Source organism: Streptomyces sp. NPDC045022 (assembly GCF_056432605.1).
The window spans coordinates 18,269-31,887 of the sequence record NZ_JBWKIR010000009.1; the positions used below are offsets into that span (position 1 = coordinate 18,269).

The following is a 13,619-nucleotide window of genomic DNA, read 5'->3' on the forward strand; positions in this document are numbered from 1 at the left end:
TTCCGGCCGGGACGCCCCTTCGGCGTCGTACGGGGCTGTTACGCCGTCTTCTGCTCGCCCGAGCCCCGCCCCCGTGCGTCCCTCGGGATCAGGGTCGGGTTGACGTTGGAGAGGACCACGTCGGCGGTGATGACCACGCGGGCGACGTCCTTGCGGGACGGGACCTCGTACATCACGCCCTGGAGAACCTCCTCCATGATGGCGCGCAGGCCGCGGGCGCCGGTCTGGCGGAGGATGGCCTGGTCGGCGATGGCCTCCAGCGCCTGGCGCTCGAAGTCCAGCTCCACACCGTCGAGTTCGAAGAGGCGCTGGTACTGCTTGACCAGGGCGTTGCGGGGCTCCACCAGGATCTGGAGCAGGGCCTCGCGGTCCAGGTTGTGGACGCTCGTGATCACGGGGAGGCGGCCGATGAACTCGGGGATCATGCCGAACTTGACCAGGTCCTCCGGCATGACGTCCTCGAAGACGTCCTTGGCGTCCAGCTCACGCTTGGAGAGGATCGTCGCGCCGAAGCCGATGCCCTTGGCGCCGGCCCGGGACTCGATGATCTTCTCCAGCCCCGAGAAGGCACCGCCCACGATGAACAGGACGTTCGTCGTGTCGATCTGGATGAACTCCTGGTGGGGGTGCTTGCGGCCGCCCTGCGGAGGGACCGAGGCCGTGGTGCCCTCGAGGATCTTCAGCAGGGCCTGCTGCACGCCCTCACCGGAGACATCGCGGGTGATCGACGGGTTCTCGCTCTTGCGGGCCACCTTGTCGATCTCGTCGATGTAGATGATCCCGGTCTCGGCCTTCTTGACGTCGTAGTCGGCCGCCTGGATGAGCTTCAGGAGGATGTTCTCGACGTCCTCGCCGACGTAGCCCGCCTCGGTCAGCGCCGTGGCGTCGGCGATCGCGAACGGGACGTTCAGCATCCGCGCCAGGGTCTGCGCGAGGAGGGTCTTGCCGGAGCCCGTGGGGCCCAGCAGGAGAATGTTGGACTTCGCCAGCTCGATGGCGTCGTCACGGCTCCCGCCGCCGTTCTCACCCGCCTGGACCCGCTTGTAGTGGTTGTACACCGCGACGGAGAGCGCCTTCTTGGCCGCTTCCTGGCCGACCACATAGCCCTCGAGGAACTCGTAGATCTCGCGGGGCTTCGGCAGCTCCTCCCAGCGGACCTCGCTGGTCTCCGCGAGTTCTTCCTCGATGATCTCGTTGCAGAGGTCGATGCACTCGTCGCAGATGTACACACCGGGACCTGCGATGAGCTTCTTGACCTGCTTCTGGCTCTTGCCGCAGAACGAGCACTTGAGCAGATCGCCGCCGTCACCGATGCGTGCCACGGTGTGCTTCCCCTTCGCCTGGGAGACGACTGGACCCGGAGGTCCAGCGGCTCCTGGTGCTGCCTTATGTCCGACGGTACCTTGCCGGGCCCGGTGTTCGGGCCCCCCTTGGCAGGGTTCACTTTGACGTGCACCGTGCCAAGAGGGGCAGAAAGTACGTCCTCCGGGTCAGCGGACCTCGGAGTTGTTCAGCTTGCGGGTGGAGATGATCTGGTCGACGAGGCCGTACTGCAGCGCTTCCTCGGCCGTGAGGATCTTGTCGCGCTCGATGTCCTCGCGGATCTTCTCGAGCGGCTGGTTCGAGTGCTTGGCCAGCATGTCTTCCAGCTGCTCACGCATCCGGGTGAACTCCCTGGCGATGATCTCCAGGTCGGAGAGCTGGCCACGGCCCGTGGAGCCGGCCGGCTGGTGGATCAGCACACGGGAGTTCGGCAGCGCCATGCGCTTGCCCGGGGTACCGGCGGCGAGCAGGATGGCCGCGGCGGAGGCCGCCTGGCCCATGCAGACCGTCTGGATGTCGGGCTTCACGAACTGCATGGTGTCGTAGATCGCCGTGAGGGCGGTCATGTCGCCACCGGGGCTGTTGATGTAGATCGAGATGTCCCGGTCCGGGTCCATCGACTCCAGGCACAGCAGCTGCGCCATGACGTCGTTGGCGGAGGCGTCGTCGATCTGGACGCCCAGGAAGATCACGCGCTCCTCGAAGAGCTTCGCGTACGGATCGTACTCGCGGATGCCCTGGGAGGTGCGCTCGACGAAGCGCGGGATGACGTAACGGCTCTCGGGCCGGGGCCCTTCGTACGTGCCGCTGGCGGCGCCGGGGAAGTTGCTCATGGGGTGTTCACCGTCCTGGTGGCGTTCTGGGGGCTGGGGTCTCGGCGGTGCGTGGCGTGGCCGGGCCGGTCAGGCACCGGTGCCGCCGCCTCCCGGAACACCCGAGGCGTGCGTGATGATCTCGTCAATGAGACCGTACTCCTTGGCCTCTTCCGGGGTGAACCAGCGGTCGCGGTCGCCGTCGCGGATGATCGCCTCGACGGTCTGGCCGGAGTGCTGCGCGGTCAGCTCGGACATGCGCTTCTTGGTTCGCAGCAGGTACTCGGCCTGGATCTTGATGTCCGAGACCGTACCGCCGAGGCCCGCGGAGCCCTGGTGCATCATGATGTCGGCGTGGGGCAGCGCGAAGCGCTTGCCGGCGGCGCCGCCGGTGAGCAGGAACTGGCCCATCGAGGCAGCCATGCCCATGGCGATCGTGACCACGTCGTTCGGGATGTACTGCATGGTGTCGTAGATCGCCATGCCGGCCGTCACCGAGCCGCCGGGGCTGTTGATGTAGAGGTAGATGTCCTTGACCGGGTCGGCGGCAAGGAGCAGCAGCTGTGCGGTGATCTTGTTGGCGATGTCGTCGTCAACCTGCTGGCCGAGGAAGATGATCCGCTCGTTGAGCAGCCGGTTGTAGACCTGGTCGCCGAGGCCACCACCGATGGAAGGCTCGCCGGCGGCTGAGGGCATCAGATTCGTCACGTATCCACCTGCTCGTCTTACGACGGCGCCGGGCCGTCTCACGTCGTCCTGCGGGAGGCTTGGCGGGGGCTTTCAGGAGACTCCCCTGCCCCCGTATTCATGGACCCTAACGCGCGGGTCCCTTCGGGGAATCCCGGAGATGGTGGTGTTCGCCGGGGGCGTAGAGGCTCCGCCCGGGGGCTGGGCCCGGTTGGTGGCGGGCGTGCGGCTGTCGCCGGGCCCCCGGTGCGTGGGGGGCCTTGTCGCGCCCCGCGGCGGCGGCACACGCCCATACAGCCCCGTGCCCCTTCGGGCCGGCCGCCCGTCCTGGTACGGCGACGGGCCCCGGGGAAAGTCCCAGGGGCCCGTCGTACACGCTTCAGAGGCGCCGCAGGGCTCAGCCCTCGGTGTTCTCCTCGGTGGACTCGGAGGCCTCGGCGGCCGGGGTCTCGGCCTCGGTCTCCTCCTCCTCGTCGTCCAGGTCGATGATCTCGCCGTTGGTGTCCTTCACCGTGGCGGCCTCGACCACGACGGCCAGGGCCTTGCCGCGGGCGACCTCGCCGACCAGGAGCGGCACCTGGCCGCCCTCGACGACGGCCTGGGCGAACTGGTCGGGGGACATGCCGGAGGAGGCCGCACGCCGCATGAGGTGCTCGGTGAGCTCCTCCTGGTTGACGTTGAGGTTCTCCTTCTTGACCAGCTCGTCGAGGACGAACTGGGTCTTGATGCCCTTGACCGCGGCCTCGCGGGTCTCGGTCTCGAACTCCTCGGCGGTCTTGCCCTGGATCTCCAGGTACTTGTCGAGGTCGAGGCCCATCTGGCCGAGCTGGTGGTGCTCCAGGTTGTGCTTGCGGGTGTTGACCTCGTCCTCGAGCAGCTTCTCGGGGACGGGGACCTCGACCAGCTCGAGGAGCTTCTCCAGGACGCGCTCCTGGGCCTGGGTGGCCTGGTCGAACTGCTTCATGTTGGCCAGGCGCTTGCGGCTGTCGGCCTTCAGCTCGTCCAGGGTGTCGAACTCCGAGGCGAGCTGCGCGAACTCGTCGTCCAGCTCGGGCAGCTCACGGGCGGCGACCTGGGTGACCTTGACGGTGACCTCGGCCTCCTTGCCCGCGGCGGAGCCGCCCTTCAGCTCGGAGGTGAAGGTGGCCTCCTCACCGGCGGACAGACCCTTGACGGCGTCGTCGATGCCCTCCAGCAGCTCACCGGAGCCGATGGTGTAGGAGACGCCGTTGGCGATGCCGTCCTCGAGCACCTCGCCGTCGACCTTGGCCTCCAGGTCGACGGTGACGACGTCGCCGTCCTCGGCGGCACGCTCGACCGGGGAGGTGGAGGCGAAGCGCTCGCGCAGCTGCTCGACCGACTTCTCGATGTCCTCGTCGGTGACCTCGACGGCGTCGACCTCGACCTCGATACCGGAGTAGTCCGGGATCTCCAGGGCGGGGCGGACGTCGACCTCGGCGGTGAAGTTCAGCGTCTCGCCGTCCTTCAGCTCGGTGATGTCGACCTCGGGCTGGCCCAGCGGGCTCAGCTCGGCCTCGTTGACCGCCTCCGTGTAGAACTTCGGCAGCGCGTCGTTGACGGCCTCCTCCAGCACCGCACCGCGGCCGAACCGCTGGTCGATGACCCGGGCCGGGATCTTGCCCTTGCGGAAGCCCTTCACCGTGACCTGCTGGTTGATCTTCTTGTACGCCGCGTCGAGGCTGTCCTTGAGCTCCTCGAAGGGCACCTCGACAGTGAGCCGAACCCGGGTCGGGTTCAGGGTCTCCACGGCGCTCTTCACGGTTCGGTCTCCTTGTGGCTGACTTCTTGGTTTCTGCCGGAGCCAGACTGGTCCGGCGGATTTCGCCGCCCGGAGGAGTTCGTAGGCCGAGTGGGCCGGGACACACGGGCGCGCAGCTTGCATAGTAACCGCAGCCGGTCAGCGCCCCAAAAGGCGATCATCGTGACGTCACGAACCGGTGGTCGGGGTGGCGGGATTTGAACCCACGGCCTTCCGCTCCCAAAGCGGACGCGCTACCAAGCTGCGCCACACCCCGTCTGGTGCGACACGTAGGGTACATGCCCCGGCCGGATCCGTCGGCCGGATTGACGGCGGCGGTCGGCGTGGCCCGGGCGCGGCCCGCGCGTCGGGCAACACGTTGGCCTCGGTGGTGGGCGACCCGCTACGATGCCTGCAGTGCCGCGGTCACGGACCTGCGGCGCACTGTTGCGGGCGTAGCTCAATGGTAGAGCCCTAGTCTTCCAAACTAGCTACGCGGGTTCGATTCCCGTCGCCCGCTCTGTACGGCGAAGGCCCAGGTACGCAGTGAATTTACTGCCCCTGGGCCTTCGGTCGTTCCCCGAGCTGTTCAGCCGGGCGTGCCCCCCCCCCGCGTGCCCCTCGGGCTCTGAATCTTGCTTCTCGTCCCCCGTTCGGGTCTTCCCGCGCCCCTTGTCGACCAGGGCGCTCAGCGCGTCGGCGATCAGCCGGTCTCGGTCGGCACTGGCGTGCTGATAGATCAGCGCGGCGCGGGCGGTGCTGTGCCCCATGCGCGCCATCAGCTCTCGCGTGCTGGCCCCGGTCGAGGCGGCGAGGGTGTTGCCGTGTGCCGAAGATCATGGAAGTGCAGGCCCTTGATCCCGGCATCCTCGCCGGCCTTGTGCCACAGCCGGTTGAAGTGGTTCCGGCGCGGAGTCGCCCCCTTGGCGCCGACGAAGACCCGGCCGTCCGCACCGGGCTCCGCGAACCGCTCCAAGTGATCGTGGATGTCGGAGACGATCGCGGCCGGGATCGTCACCGTCCGCTTGCCCGCCGCGCTCTTGGGGGCCTTGATCTGCCGCTGGCCGTTGTTCAGCTCCGCGACGGCCCGGCGGACACGCACGGTGCCGTGGTCGAGGTCGACATCCCGGCGGTGCAGCCCGATCAGCTCGCCCCAGCGCAGGCCGAGGAAGCCGGCCATCAGTACGAGCGCCCGATAGCGCGGCTGGATCGCGTCGGCCAGGTCGTACACCTCTTGCACGGTGGCGGTCGGCCGCTCCGGGGTGTGCACGGTGCTCGCGCCCTTGATCGTGCACGGGTTGCGCCTGATCATCTGGTCATCGACGGCCCCATGATCGCGCGCAGCAAGGGCGTAGGCCTTGGCCACGGTCGTCGGACCAGTACCGGACGCCAGCTTGTCGGCACGCCAGCGCCGCACGAGCGGGGGTGAGATCTCCGCGACGCTGACAGTGCCGAGGGCGGGCTCAAGGTGCTGACGCAGCAGCGAACCGTAGAGCTGCCGTGTGGTGGCGGTCAGCTCGCGTTCCTCGATCCAGGCAGCGGCGTACGAGCCGAACGACACCTTGCCCGCGTCCGGGTCCTGCCAGTCGCCACGGCGCAACTCCGACTGCTTGTCGGCCAGCCAGTCGTCCGCGTCCCGCTTGGTGCGGAAGGTCTCGGGAGCGGGCCTCAGCAGCCCGTCAGGGCCGACGTAGCGAGCTTGGTGGCGACCCGAGGCAGCTTTCGAACGCGGCCGAACTGACCACAGACTGCCCGACGCGCCGGAAGCTTACGGGGCCATGATCACTCGCGCCAAAGCAGCTCCCGGCCAAAGTCGCTGCGCCGACCGCTCTGTCTGGCGCGACCCGCACATGGACAAGAAGTTGTTGATCCAGAATGCATGCATGGACCTGGCACCCCCTGAAATCAGCTGCTGTCGTGGCACTCGCGTTCCGTGGGGGACTGGCAGGTCTGACACAGTTCGTGCCGCCCTTCGAAAGTGATCACGCTTCCCCAGCCGTTGCACACCTCGCAGTCGGCAGCCAAAGCGGCGTTGGCGCGGGGGTTGGGCTCGGGAGCGGCCATCGTTCCGTAGGTCATTGAGATTCTCCTGGCGTCGGGACTGTCCCGGTGATGCACCCCTTGGCTGCACAATGCCCAGTCTATTCCGTTTTATGTCCGATTGCGCCCATTCATGCAGATTTTATGACCGCTTTGCCTGTAATGGCAGCCGGACTCGCCTGCGGCCGGGGAATCGATCCCTGAAGTGGTGCCGTGGCGGGGTGGTCGGCTGACCGGTCGAGGGGGGCGTGGCAAGGTGCAGCTGCCGGCAGAGCACTCGACCTTGGCGGCGACCACGTTTACCTGTCACGTTCAAGCCGTGGTCAACCTTTCGAAGATCGCGACGCAGGCAGACATCTTCCTCGACCTGATGGGCGTGGCGGTCGGTTCACTACTGCTGGTGATCGGTATCGAGACCTACCGCGACGGTGGGTCAGTGGGCTGGCCCATCGCCGGGTCAGTGCTGTTCTTGATCAACCTCTGGGTAGCCTGCCGTCGATTCGCCCGGCGCAGGAAGCCGACTCTGTCGTCGTAGCCGCACGCAGCCAGCCACCGTGCCCCATGCGTGCCCGATAGGGCGGCGACCGACGGGGAGCAACGGGGAACCACGGCGCGCAGCCCAGGAACGCGCAGGTCAGCGTTTTGCCAGCTCAGGCGGGATCCACATACGCGATCTTCCAAACTGGCTACGCGGGTTCGATTCCCGTCGCCCGCTCTGTTCGGTCCAGGGGCCCGGTTTCCGCTTCGGCGGTGCCGGGCCCCTGGCGCGTTCAGAGGTCCTTGACGTCCACGGTGTAGACCGAGCGCATGCCGTAGGGGACGTAGAGGGCGTCTCCGGACAGGACGGGGGGCGCGGGGGTGTCGGAGGAGCCGGTGGTGTCGCTGTCGTCACGGCCGGGGAGTGTGCCCGTGACCCGGCCGGTGCGCAGGTCAAGGGCGGCCAGCCGGCCGGTGGGCGAGGCCAGGTAGAGCCGGGTGGCGGAGGCGGTGGGCGGGCCTGGCTGTTCGACGGTGGAGTTGCTCTGCCACAGCTGCCGTCCGGTGTCCGGGTCGACGGCGCGGACGCTGCCGCTGCCGAGGGTGAGATAGAGGGTGCCGCGGACCAGGCAGGCGCCCGCGGCGGCCTTCGGGGCGGTCAGCCGTACGGTCGTCACGACGCGCGAGGAGAGGTCGACGAGGGTCAGGGCGCTCAGTTTCCCCATGAGCGGGTCGGCGCCCAGCACCAGGTGGCCCCGCGCCTGGCCGAACAGGTACACCCCGCCCTTGGCCGTCCGGGTCCAGCGGGCCTTTCCGGTGATGGGGTCGAGCTGGGCGATGGTGGTGTGGTCGGTGTCGCCCTCGTCGTCGGGGGTGTGGCACACCAGGTACGCCTTCCCGCCGGCGCCGCTCAGCAGGCAGTCCCCGGTGTCGCCCATGCCGTAGGGCAGCCGGTGGTGCCAGCGGACCCTGCCGTGCGCGGCGTCGAGGAGGGCGTAGGAGTCGGAGGCGTCGCCGTAGGTCGTGATGACGCCCGCCGGGGTGGCGACGGCGCCGCCGGAGTCCGGTCCGATGCCGTTGACGTCGTCGGCGACGACGGTCTTCCAGACCGGCTTGCCGGTGGCCGTGTCCAGGGCCTGCACGGTGTAGCGGGTCCGGCTGTCCGGCTCCGCCTTGCCGGTCCTGATGTCACGGTCGTCGGCGCCGAAGACGTACACGCCGCCGGGGCGGGTGCCGATGATCGTGCCTCCGCCGCTGGTCGTGGTCTCGGCGGGCGTGGGGTCCATGGGGCGGGTCCAGGCGTTGCGGCCGTCGGCGAGGTCGAACCGGGCGGCCATGATGCCGTCGCCGGCGCACAGCAGCGACTGCCGCGAGGTGACGCAGCGGCTGAAGGGGCCGCTCGGGCCCATGGCGTTCGGGTTCTTGGCCGTGGGGTCCACGGCCTGCCGGTGCCAGGTGTGCCAGCCGGCCGGCAGGGCGTGCGCGGCGCTGCCGCCGTCGCGGGCGAGGACGGAGGTGGTGGCGGCCACGGCGGCCAGTACGGCGGCGGCCACGGCCGCCGGCCACCACCCGCGCCGGCGCGACGGCCCGGGCTGGGGCCGGGTCTCCTGTCCGGGCCGGTTCCGCGGTCCGGCCGCGTCCGCTTCGGGCGCGTCCGCTTCGGGCGCCGGGTCCCGGTCGGGCAGCCGGCCGTCGCGGAGCAGGCGCAGCAGCTCGTCGGGGGTGGGCCGGGACTTGGGGTGCCTCTCCAGGCAGAGGCGGACGGCGGGGAGCAGCTCGTCCGGGACGCCGTCGAGGTCGGCGCGTCCCTCGACGACGCGTGTCGCCGTCTCCCAGGGGCTCGCGCTGTCGAAGGGGCCGCGCCGGGTGGCGGCGTAGACGAGGACGGCGCCGAGGGAGAAGATGTCGGTGGCCGGGCCGACCTCGTGCGGGGCGGCGAACTGCTCGGGGGACATGAAGGGCGGGGTGCCCATCACGCGGCCGGTCTGGGTCAGGGCGTCCATGGCGGCGGCCTCGGTGGCGCGGGAGATGCCGAAGTCGATGACCCGGGGGCCGTCCTCGGCGAGCATGACGTTGGCCGGTTTCAGGTCCCGGTGGACCACTCCGGCGCGGTGGATGTCGCGCAGCGCCTCGGCGAGGCCGGCGGCGAGGTCGCGCAGCCGGTGCGGCGGGAGCGGGCCGTGGCGGCGGACGTGGGTGCCGAGGTCCTCGGCGGGGATGTAGAGCGTGGCCATCCAGGGGCGCGGCCCGTCGGCGTCCGCGTCCACCACGGGTGCCGTGAAGGCACCGCTGACCTGGCGGGCGGCGGCCACCTCGCGGCGGAAGCGGGTACGGAACTCGTCGTCGTCGGCGTACTGGCCGTGGACGACCTTCACGGCGAGCCGGCGGCCGGACGCGGAGCGGGCGAGGTAGACCACGCCCATGCCGCCGCTGCCGAGGCGGTCCTCGATCCGGTAGCCGCCGACCTCCGCCGGGTCGGAGTCGCGCAGCGCCATGCCCTTACATCCCCCGTTGGTTCAGTTGTCCAGAATCTGCCGGCCCCCCGCCGGGTCAGAACCTGATCGAGTTGATGGACTCCGCTATGGAGTTCAGGAACCGGTTGATGGACGGCGCCATGCCGGTCGAGGCGAGGAAGAAACCGAAGAGGATCGCGACGATCGCGGGGCCCGCCTTGATGTTCCCCCCTCGGACAAGCACCACCAGGATGATCGCCAACAGAAGCACCACGGACAGTGAAATGGCCACAACTGATCACACCCTCGGTCGGTCCGCTCTGCCGGCCCGGGGGTACGGCCCGCACACCCCCGACAGAACCATCGTGCCACCAACCCGGCTCCGGTATGCGGCCCGTGACACAACGTCGGGGAACTGATCGCCCGCGCGACACCTCGCACAGGAATACGACGGGACGCCCGGGCACTGAATCCCCACGAATTCACGGCAGTTCGTTTCCATATCCACGCACCATGCGGGCGGCGATTCGAAGTACATAACACCGAGGCGCCGTATGCCCGAGTTAGTCTGGATTAATCGGTACATCCGGGGTGAACGGACGACACCTGTGTACCCATCATCACGTCGACGGTGATGGCGAGTTGAACGAATTCCGGGGTACCCGGGCGTGATAACCATGAAAAAGAGCGCGGGTTTTACGGAATCCCACGGCCGACGCTAGGGTGCCTGAGATGTTTGACGCTGCCCCGTCCCCCGGTCACAACCGCAGGCCGCTCCCCCCGGCACAGTCGCCGGTGGGCGCAGTGCCCGGTCCGCGCACCCCGGCGAGTACGCAGGAGAGGCGGTCACCGACCGACAGACCGGGCAGACAGCGCGACGCGTTCTTCGACAACGCCAAGTACCTGGCGATCGTGTTGGTGGCACTGGGGCACTCCTGGTCGGCGATCAAGACCGACAACCGGGTCCTCGAAGGCCTGTACAACGTCGTGTACACGTTCCACATGCCGGCGTTCATCGTCATCTCCGGCTACTTCTCGCGCAGTTTCGACATGCGCCCGGACCGGCTGAAGCGGCTGATCACCGGTATCGCGGTGCCCTACCTGCTGTTCCAGATCGCCTATTCGCTGTTCAGGCGCTACGCGGGCCAGGCCACCGACCCGATCAGCCTCGTCTCCCCCTACTACCTGACGTGGTTCCTGTGCGCGCTGTTCATCTGGCGCCTGACCACGCCCATGTGGAAGCTGGTGCGCTGGCCGCTGCCCATCGCCCTCGGGATCGCCATGGTCGGATCGGTCTCCCGGGGGATCGACGACAATCTGGACCTCGGCCGCGTCCTGCAGTTCCTGCCCTGCTTCGTGCTCGGTCTGCTGCTGAAGCCCGAGCACTTCACGCTGATACGGCAACGGTGGGTGCGGGTGGCATCCGTACCGGTGTTCGCCGCGGCGCTGGTCATCGGCTGGTGGACCGTACCGCGCGTGGACGGCGGGTGGTTCTACCGGCAGAGCAGCGCGCAGGATCTCGGTGCCCCCTGGTGGACCGGACCGCTGATGACGCTGGCCATGTTCGGCTGCGCGCTGCTGCTGACCGCCTGCTTCCTCGCCTGGGTGCCGGGCCGCCGGACGTGGTTCACCGCGCTCGGCGCGGGAACGCTGTACGGCTATCTGCTCCACGGCTTCGTGGTCAAGAGCTCTCTCTACGCGGGCGGGTTCGACCTCGCCCAGCGGTACGGGGCCCTCGGCGCGGTCGCCGTCACCGTCCTCGCGGCCGCCGCCGTCACGCTGCTGTGCACCAAGCCGGTCCAGCGCGTCTTCCGCTTCGCGATGGAGCCGAAGATGGAGTGGGCGTTCAAGCAGGACGCGGCCGAACTGGCCCGGGAGCGGGAGCGGAAGGAACGCGAGCGCGAGAAGGTCAGCGCCTAGTCGGTCGGTCCAGGCCGAGAAGCGCGCGCATCCGGGCGTACTTCTCGGTCAGCCGTCTCCGGGTCGCCTCGGGCAGGACGGCCAGCCGTCCCGGGTCGGCGTTGTGCGCCAGGTCGGACTCCTTCACCACCAGCGCGCCGGGGGTGGCGAGGATCCGGCGGGCGTACTCCCCGGGCTCCTCCCCCGGCCGCTTGGTGAGGGCGTCCACGATGGCCTTGGTGCGCGGGGCCAGGGCGGCCGCGGCCAGCCACTCCCGGGTGAGCGCGTCGTCCTCGATCGAGTCGTGCAGCCAGGCCGCCGCGATCTGCTCCTGGTCACCGCCGCGGGCACGGACGCCCTCGGCGACGGCCGCGAGGTGCTCGGCGTACGGCCGCCCCGCCTTGTCGGTCTGCCCCTTGTGGGCGGCGCGCGCGACGGCCTCGACCTCCGCCAGGGTGAGTTGCGTCTCGGTCACCCCTCCAGTGTCCCCTGCCGCGGAGCGGCCATCGCCGTCACCGGCCGGACCGCCCTCGTCGAGCAGGCCGGGACGATCGCGCCCTCAGCGGCGGGGCCCCGGGCGGGGGGTGCCGTGGACGCTCACCGGCGCGGCCGCCCGGGAGGGTGCGGCGGCGGCCGTACCGGGCGCGACGCCGGAGGGCCGGGAACCGTACGCGTCCTGGCTGCACGGACAGGTGCCACGTGGTTCGGCGGGCCGCGGCACCGCGTCCGGTCCGCCCGGCTCTGCGGGGCGAGCCGGCCCGGCGGAAGGCGCCGGCCGGGGAGCCGGTCCGCCCGGCCGGACAGTCCGGTCCGGCCGGACGCCCTGGCTCAGCGGCCGTTCGCCGATGTCTTGCGGCAGATGAGCAGGAGGGCGCGGTCGTCGTTGACGTCCTTCGCGACGGACTCGATGAGGTGCCAGGCGGCGCCGTGGAAGCCACCCGCGACATAGCGGTCGGCCTCGCCGGTCAGGCGGTCGATGCCCTCGACGATGTCGCGGTCGGAGGTTTCCACCAGTCCGTCCGTGAACAGCATCAACACGTCACCCGGACGCAGCGAGCCCTTCACGGGATCGAACTGGGCGCCGTCGTACACACCGAGCAGCGGCCCCTCGGCGGCCTTCTCCTCCCAGCGTCCGCTGCCCGCGCTGAGCTGGAGCCCCGGCGGATGACCGGCGGTGTACAGCTCGTAGTCCCCGGAGTCGAGGTCCAGGACGAGGTGGATGGAGGTGGCGAAGCCCTCGTCCCAGTCCTGGCGGAGCAGGTAACCGTTCGCGGCCGGGAGGAAGGCGTGCGGGGGAAGCGAGCCGAGGAGGCCGCCGAAGGCACCGGACAGCAACAGGGCGCGCGAACCCGCGTCCATGCCCTTGCCGGACACGTCCGTCAGCACGACCTCCAGCGTGCGGCCGCCGTTCGTGCGGGCCGCGACCACGAAGTCGCCGGAGAAGGACTGCCCGCCGGCCGGGCGCAGCGCCATCTCGTGGTGCCAGCCCTGCGGCAGCTTCGGCAGCTTGCTCTGCACCCGGATCCGCTCGCGCAGGTCGAAGAGCATGGTGCCGCCGCGCCGCCAGGGCACACCGACCCGGCTGCGGAACTGCGCGGTGAGCAGCCCGAAGAAGCCGCACGCGGCGACCACCAGGACCACACCGGGCGTGACCCGCGAGGGCCCCTCGGTGTAAGGGCCGAGCCGCACCGACTCCACGATCAGCGCGGTGGCCGCCGCCGCGTACAGGCCGAGCAGGCTCGACGGGCGCAGTAGCAGGCCGCCCGCGACGATCGGCAGCACCAGGGTGGCCGGGGAGCACCACACCGAGTTGACGAGGGTCATGACCGCGAGGACGGGTATGACCAGCAGCAGTCCGGCGAACGCGATCCAGTCCGAGCCGTCGCCGCGGAAGTAGTCCACGGCGCTTCTGCGCAGGCCGACGCGGGCCCGGTGCCACTGCATCTTCCACCGGGCCGTGAACGTCTCGGCCTTCGAGCGCCGCTCTCGTCCTGCTGCCATTAGTTCGGGACCCTATCCATCGGACCGGCCACTCGGCACGGGAGGTCCCACTTGTCCCCCGTGCGGCGCTGCGCTTCGGTGGTGCGCCCTCACAGTGAACGGCACGCGGGGCCATCGCGCCGCCGTCCGGGAGAAATTCGCTGGCTCGCCCCGCAATGCGCTGATAGG

General features: G+C 69.8%; 11 protein-coding genes, 2 tRNA genes and 1 pseudogene. 3 read left to right on the forward strand and 11 right to left on the reverse strand.

The window, feature by feature from the left end:
• Positions 1-38: 38 nt before the first annotated feature.
• The 5 genes from clpX to AC07C1_RS17795 form a co-directional block, all read right to left on the reverse strand.
• Entirely contained in the window at positions 39-1,322 is a 1,284-nt protein-coding gene (gene clpX / locus AC07C1_RS17775) for an ATP-dependent Clp protease ATP-binding subunit ClpX (RefSeq protein ID WP_478939983.1), read from the reverse strand.
• A gap of 168 nt (positions 1,323-1,490) precedes the next feature.
• On the reverse strand, positions 1,491-2,156 hold the full coding sequence (locus AC07C1_RS17780; protein ID WP_478939985.1) for an ATP-dependent Clp protease proteolytic subunit: 666 nt from the start codon (positions 2,154-2,156) through the stop codon (positions 1,491-1,493).
• A gap of 69 nt (positions 2,157-2,225) precedes the next feature.
• Positions 2,226-2,831, reverse strand: a complete 606-nt coding sequence (locus AC07C1_RS17785; protein ID WP_478940410.1) for an ATP-dependent Clp protease proteolytic subunit — start codon at positions 2,829-2,831, stop codon at positions 2,226-2,228.
• Positions 2,832-3,219: 388 nt separating this feature from the next.
• The gene (gene tig / locus AC07C1_RS17790; RefSeq protein WP_478939987.1) at positions 3,220-4,602 is read right to left on the reverse strand and encodes a trigger factor; all 1,383 of its coding nucleotides are present in this window, start codon (positions 4,600-4,602) and stop codon (positions 3,220-3,222) included.
• A gap of 179 nt (positions 4,603-4,781) precedes the next feature.
• Positions 4,782-4,858, reverse strand: a tRNA-Pro gene (locus AC07C1_RS17795).
• A gap of 172 nt (positions 4,859-5,030) precedes the next feature.
• Between AC07C1_RS17795 and AC07C1_RS17800 the strand changes: the two genes are divergently transcribed.
• Positions 5,031-5,101 (forward strand) — tRNA-Gly (locus tag AC07C1_RS17800).
• Positions 5,102-5,210: 109 nt separating this feature from the next.
• On the opposite strand, the pseudogene AC07C1_RS17805 reads toward AC07C1_RS17800, so the two are convergent.
• Positions 5,211-6,321: pseudogene (locus AC07C1_RS17805) on the reverse strand (tyrosine-type recombinase/integrase); the annotation flags it as partial.
• 165 nt (positions 6,322-6,486) lie between these two features.
• Positions 6,487-6,660 (reverse strand): hypothetical protein, encoded by a 174-nt coding sequence (locus tag AC07C1_RS17810; protein ID WP_478939988.1) that lies wholly within the window; start codon positions 6,658-6,660, stop codon positions 6,487-6,489.
• 217 nt (positions 6,661-6,877) lie between these two features.
• Here AC07C1_RS17810 and AC07C1_RS17815 point away from each other — a divergent pair, with 217 nt between their 5' ends.
• Positions 6,878-7,156: a hypothetical protein gene (locus AC07C1_RS17815; RefSeq protein WP_478939990.1), complete on the forward strand. Its 279-nt coding sequence runs from the start codon at positions 6,878-6,880 to the stop codon at positions 7,154-7,156.
• A gap of 235 nt (positions 7,157-7,391) precedes the next feature.
• Here AC07C1_RS17815 and AC07C1_RS17820 read toward each other — a convergent pair whose 3' ends face one another.
• Together AC07C1_RS17820 and AC07C1_RS17825 are read right to left on the reverse strand one after the other, a co-directional pair.
• A complete protein-coding gene (locus AC07C1_RS17820; protein WP_478939992.1) occupies positions 7,392-9,593 on the reverse strand; it encodes a protein kinase domain-containing protein in 2,202 nt (733 codons plus the stop codon).
• 55 nt (positions 9,594-9,648) lie between these two features.
• Positions 9,649-9,843 (reverse strand): hypothetical protein, encoded by a 195-nt coding sequence (locus AC07C1_RS17825; RefSeq protein ID WP_478939993.1) that lies wholly within the window; start codon positions 9,841-9,843, stop codon positions 9,649-9,651.
• Between the two features lie 512 nt (positions 9,844-10,355).
• On the opposite strand from AC07C1_RS17825, the gene AC07C1_RS17830 reads away from it, so the two are divergent.
• Positions 10,356-11,471, forward strand: coding sequence for an acyltransferase family protein (locus AC07C1_RS17830; protein ID WP_478940412.1), 1,116 nt, complete (start codon positions 10,356-10,358; stop codon positions 11,469-11,471).
• Here the strand turns inward: AC07C1_RS17830 and AC07C1_RS17835 are convergent.
• Together AC07C1_RS17835 and AC07C1_RS17840 are read right to left on the reverse strand one after the other, a co-directional pair.
• Positions 11,461-11,925: an HD domain-containing protein gene (locus AC07C1_RS17835; RefSeq protein ID WP_478939995.1), complete on the reverse strand. Its 465-nt coding sequence runs from the start codon at positions 11,923-11,925 to the stop codon at positions 11,461-11,463. The genes AC07C1_RS17830 and AC07C1_RS17835 overlap by 11 nt on opposite strands.
• A 353-nt stretch (positions 11,926-12,278) precedes the next feature.
• Positions 12,279-13,451 carry a SpoIIE family protein phosphatase gene (locus AC07C1_RS17840; RefSeq protein WP_478939996.1) on the reverse strand — a complete coding sequence of 391 codons (1,173 nt, stop codon included), beginning with the start codon at positions 13,449-13,451 and terminating at the stop codon, positions 12,279-12,281.
• Positions 13,452-13,619 lie beyond the last annotated feature (168 nt).

Excerpts from the sequence above, each read along its gene's own strand:
- AC07C1_RS17780 (WP_478939985.1), bottom strand. The coding sequence starts at position 2,156 with ATGAGCAACTTCCCCGGCGCCGCCAGCGGCACGTACGAAGGGCCCCGG.
- AC07C1_RS17785 (WP_478940410.1), bottom strand. The coding sequence starts at position 2,831 with ATGCCCTCAGCCGCCGGCGAGCCTTCCATCGGTGGTGGCCTCGGCGAC.
- AC07C1_RS17810 (WP_478939988.1), bottom strand. The coding sequence starts at position 6,660 with ATGACCTACGGAACGATGGCCGCTCCCGAGCCCAACCCCCGCGCCAAC.
- AC07C1_RS17820 (WP_478939992.1), bottom strand. The coding sequence starts at position 9,593 with ATGGCGCTGCGCGACTCCGACCCGGCGGAGGTCGGCGGCTACCGGATC.
- AC07C1_RS17840 (WP_478939996.1), bottom strand. The coding sequence starts at position 13,451 with ATGGCAGCAGGACGAGAGCGGCGCTCGAAGGCCGAGACGTTCACGGCC.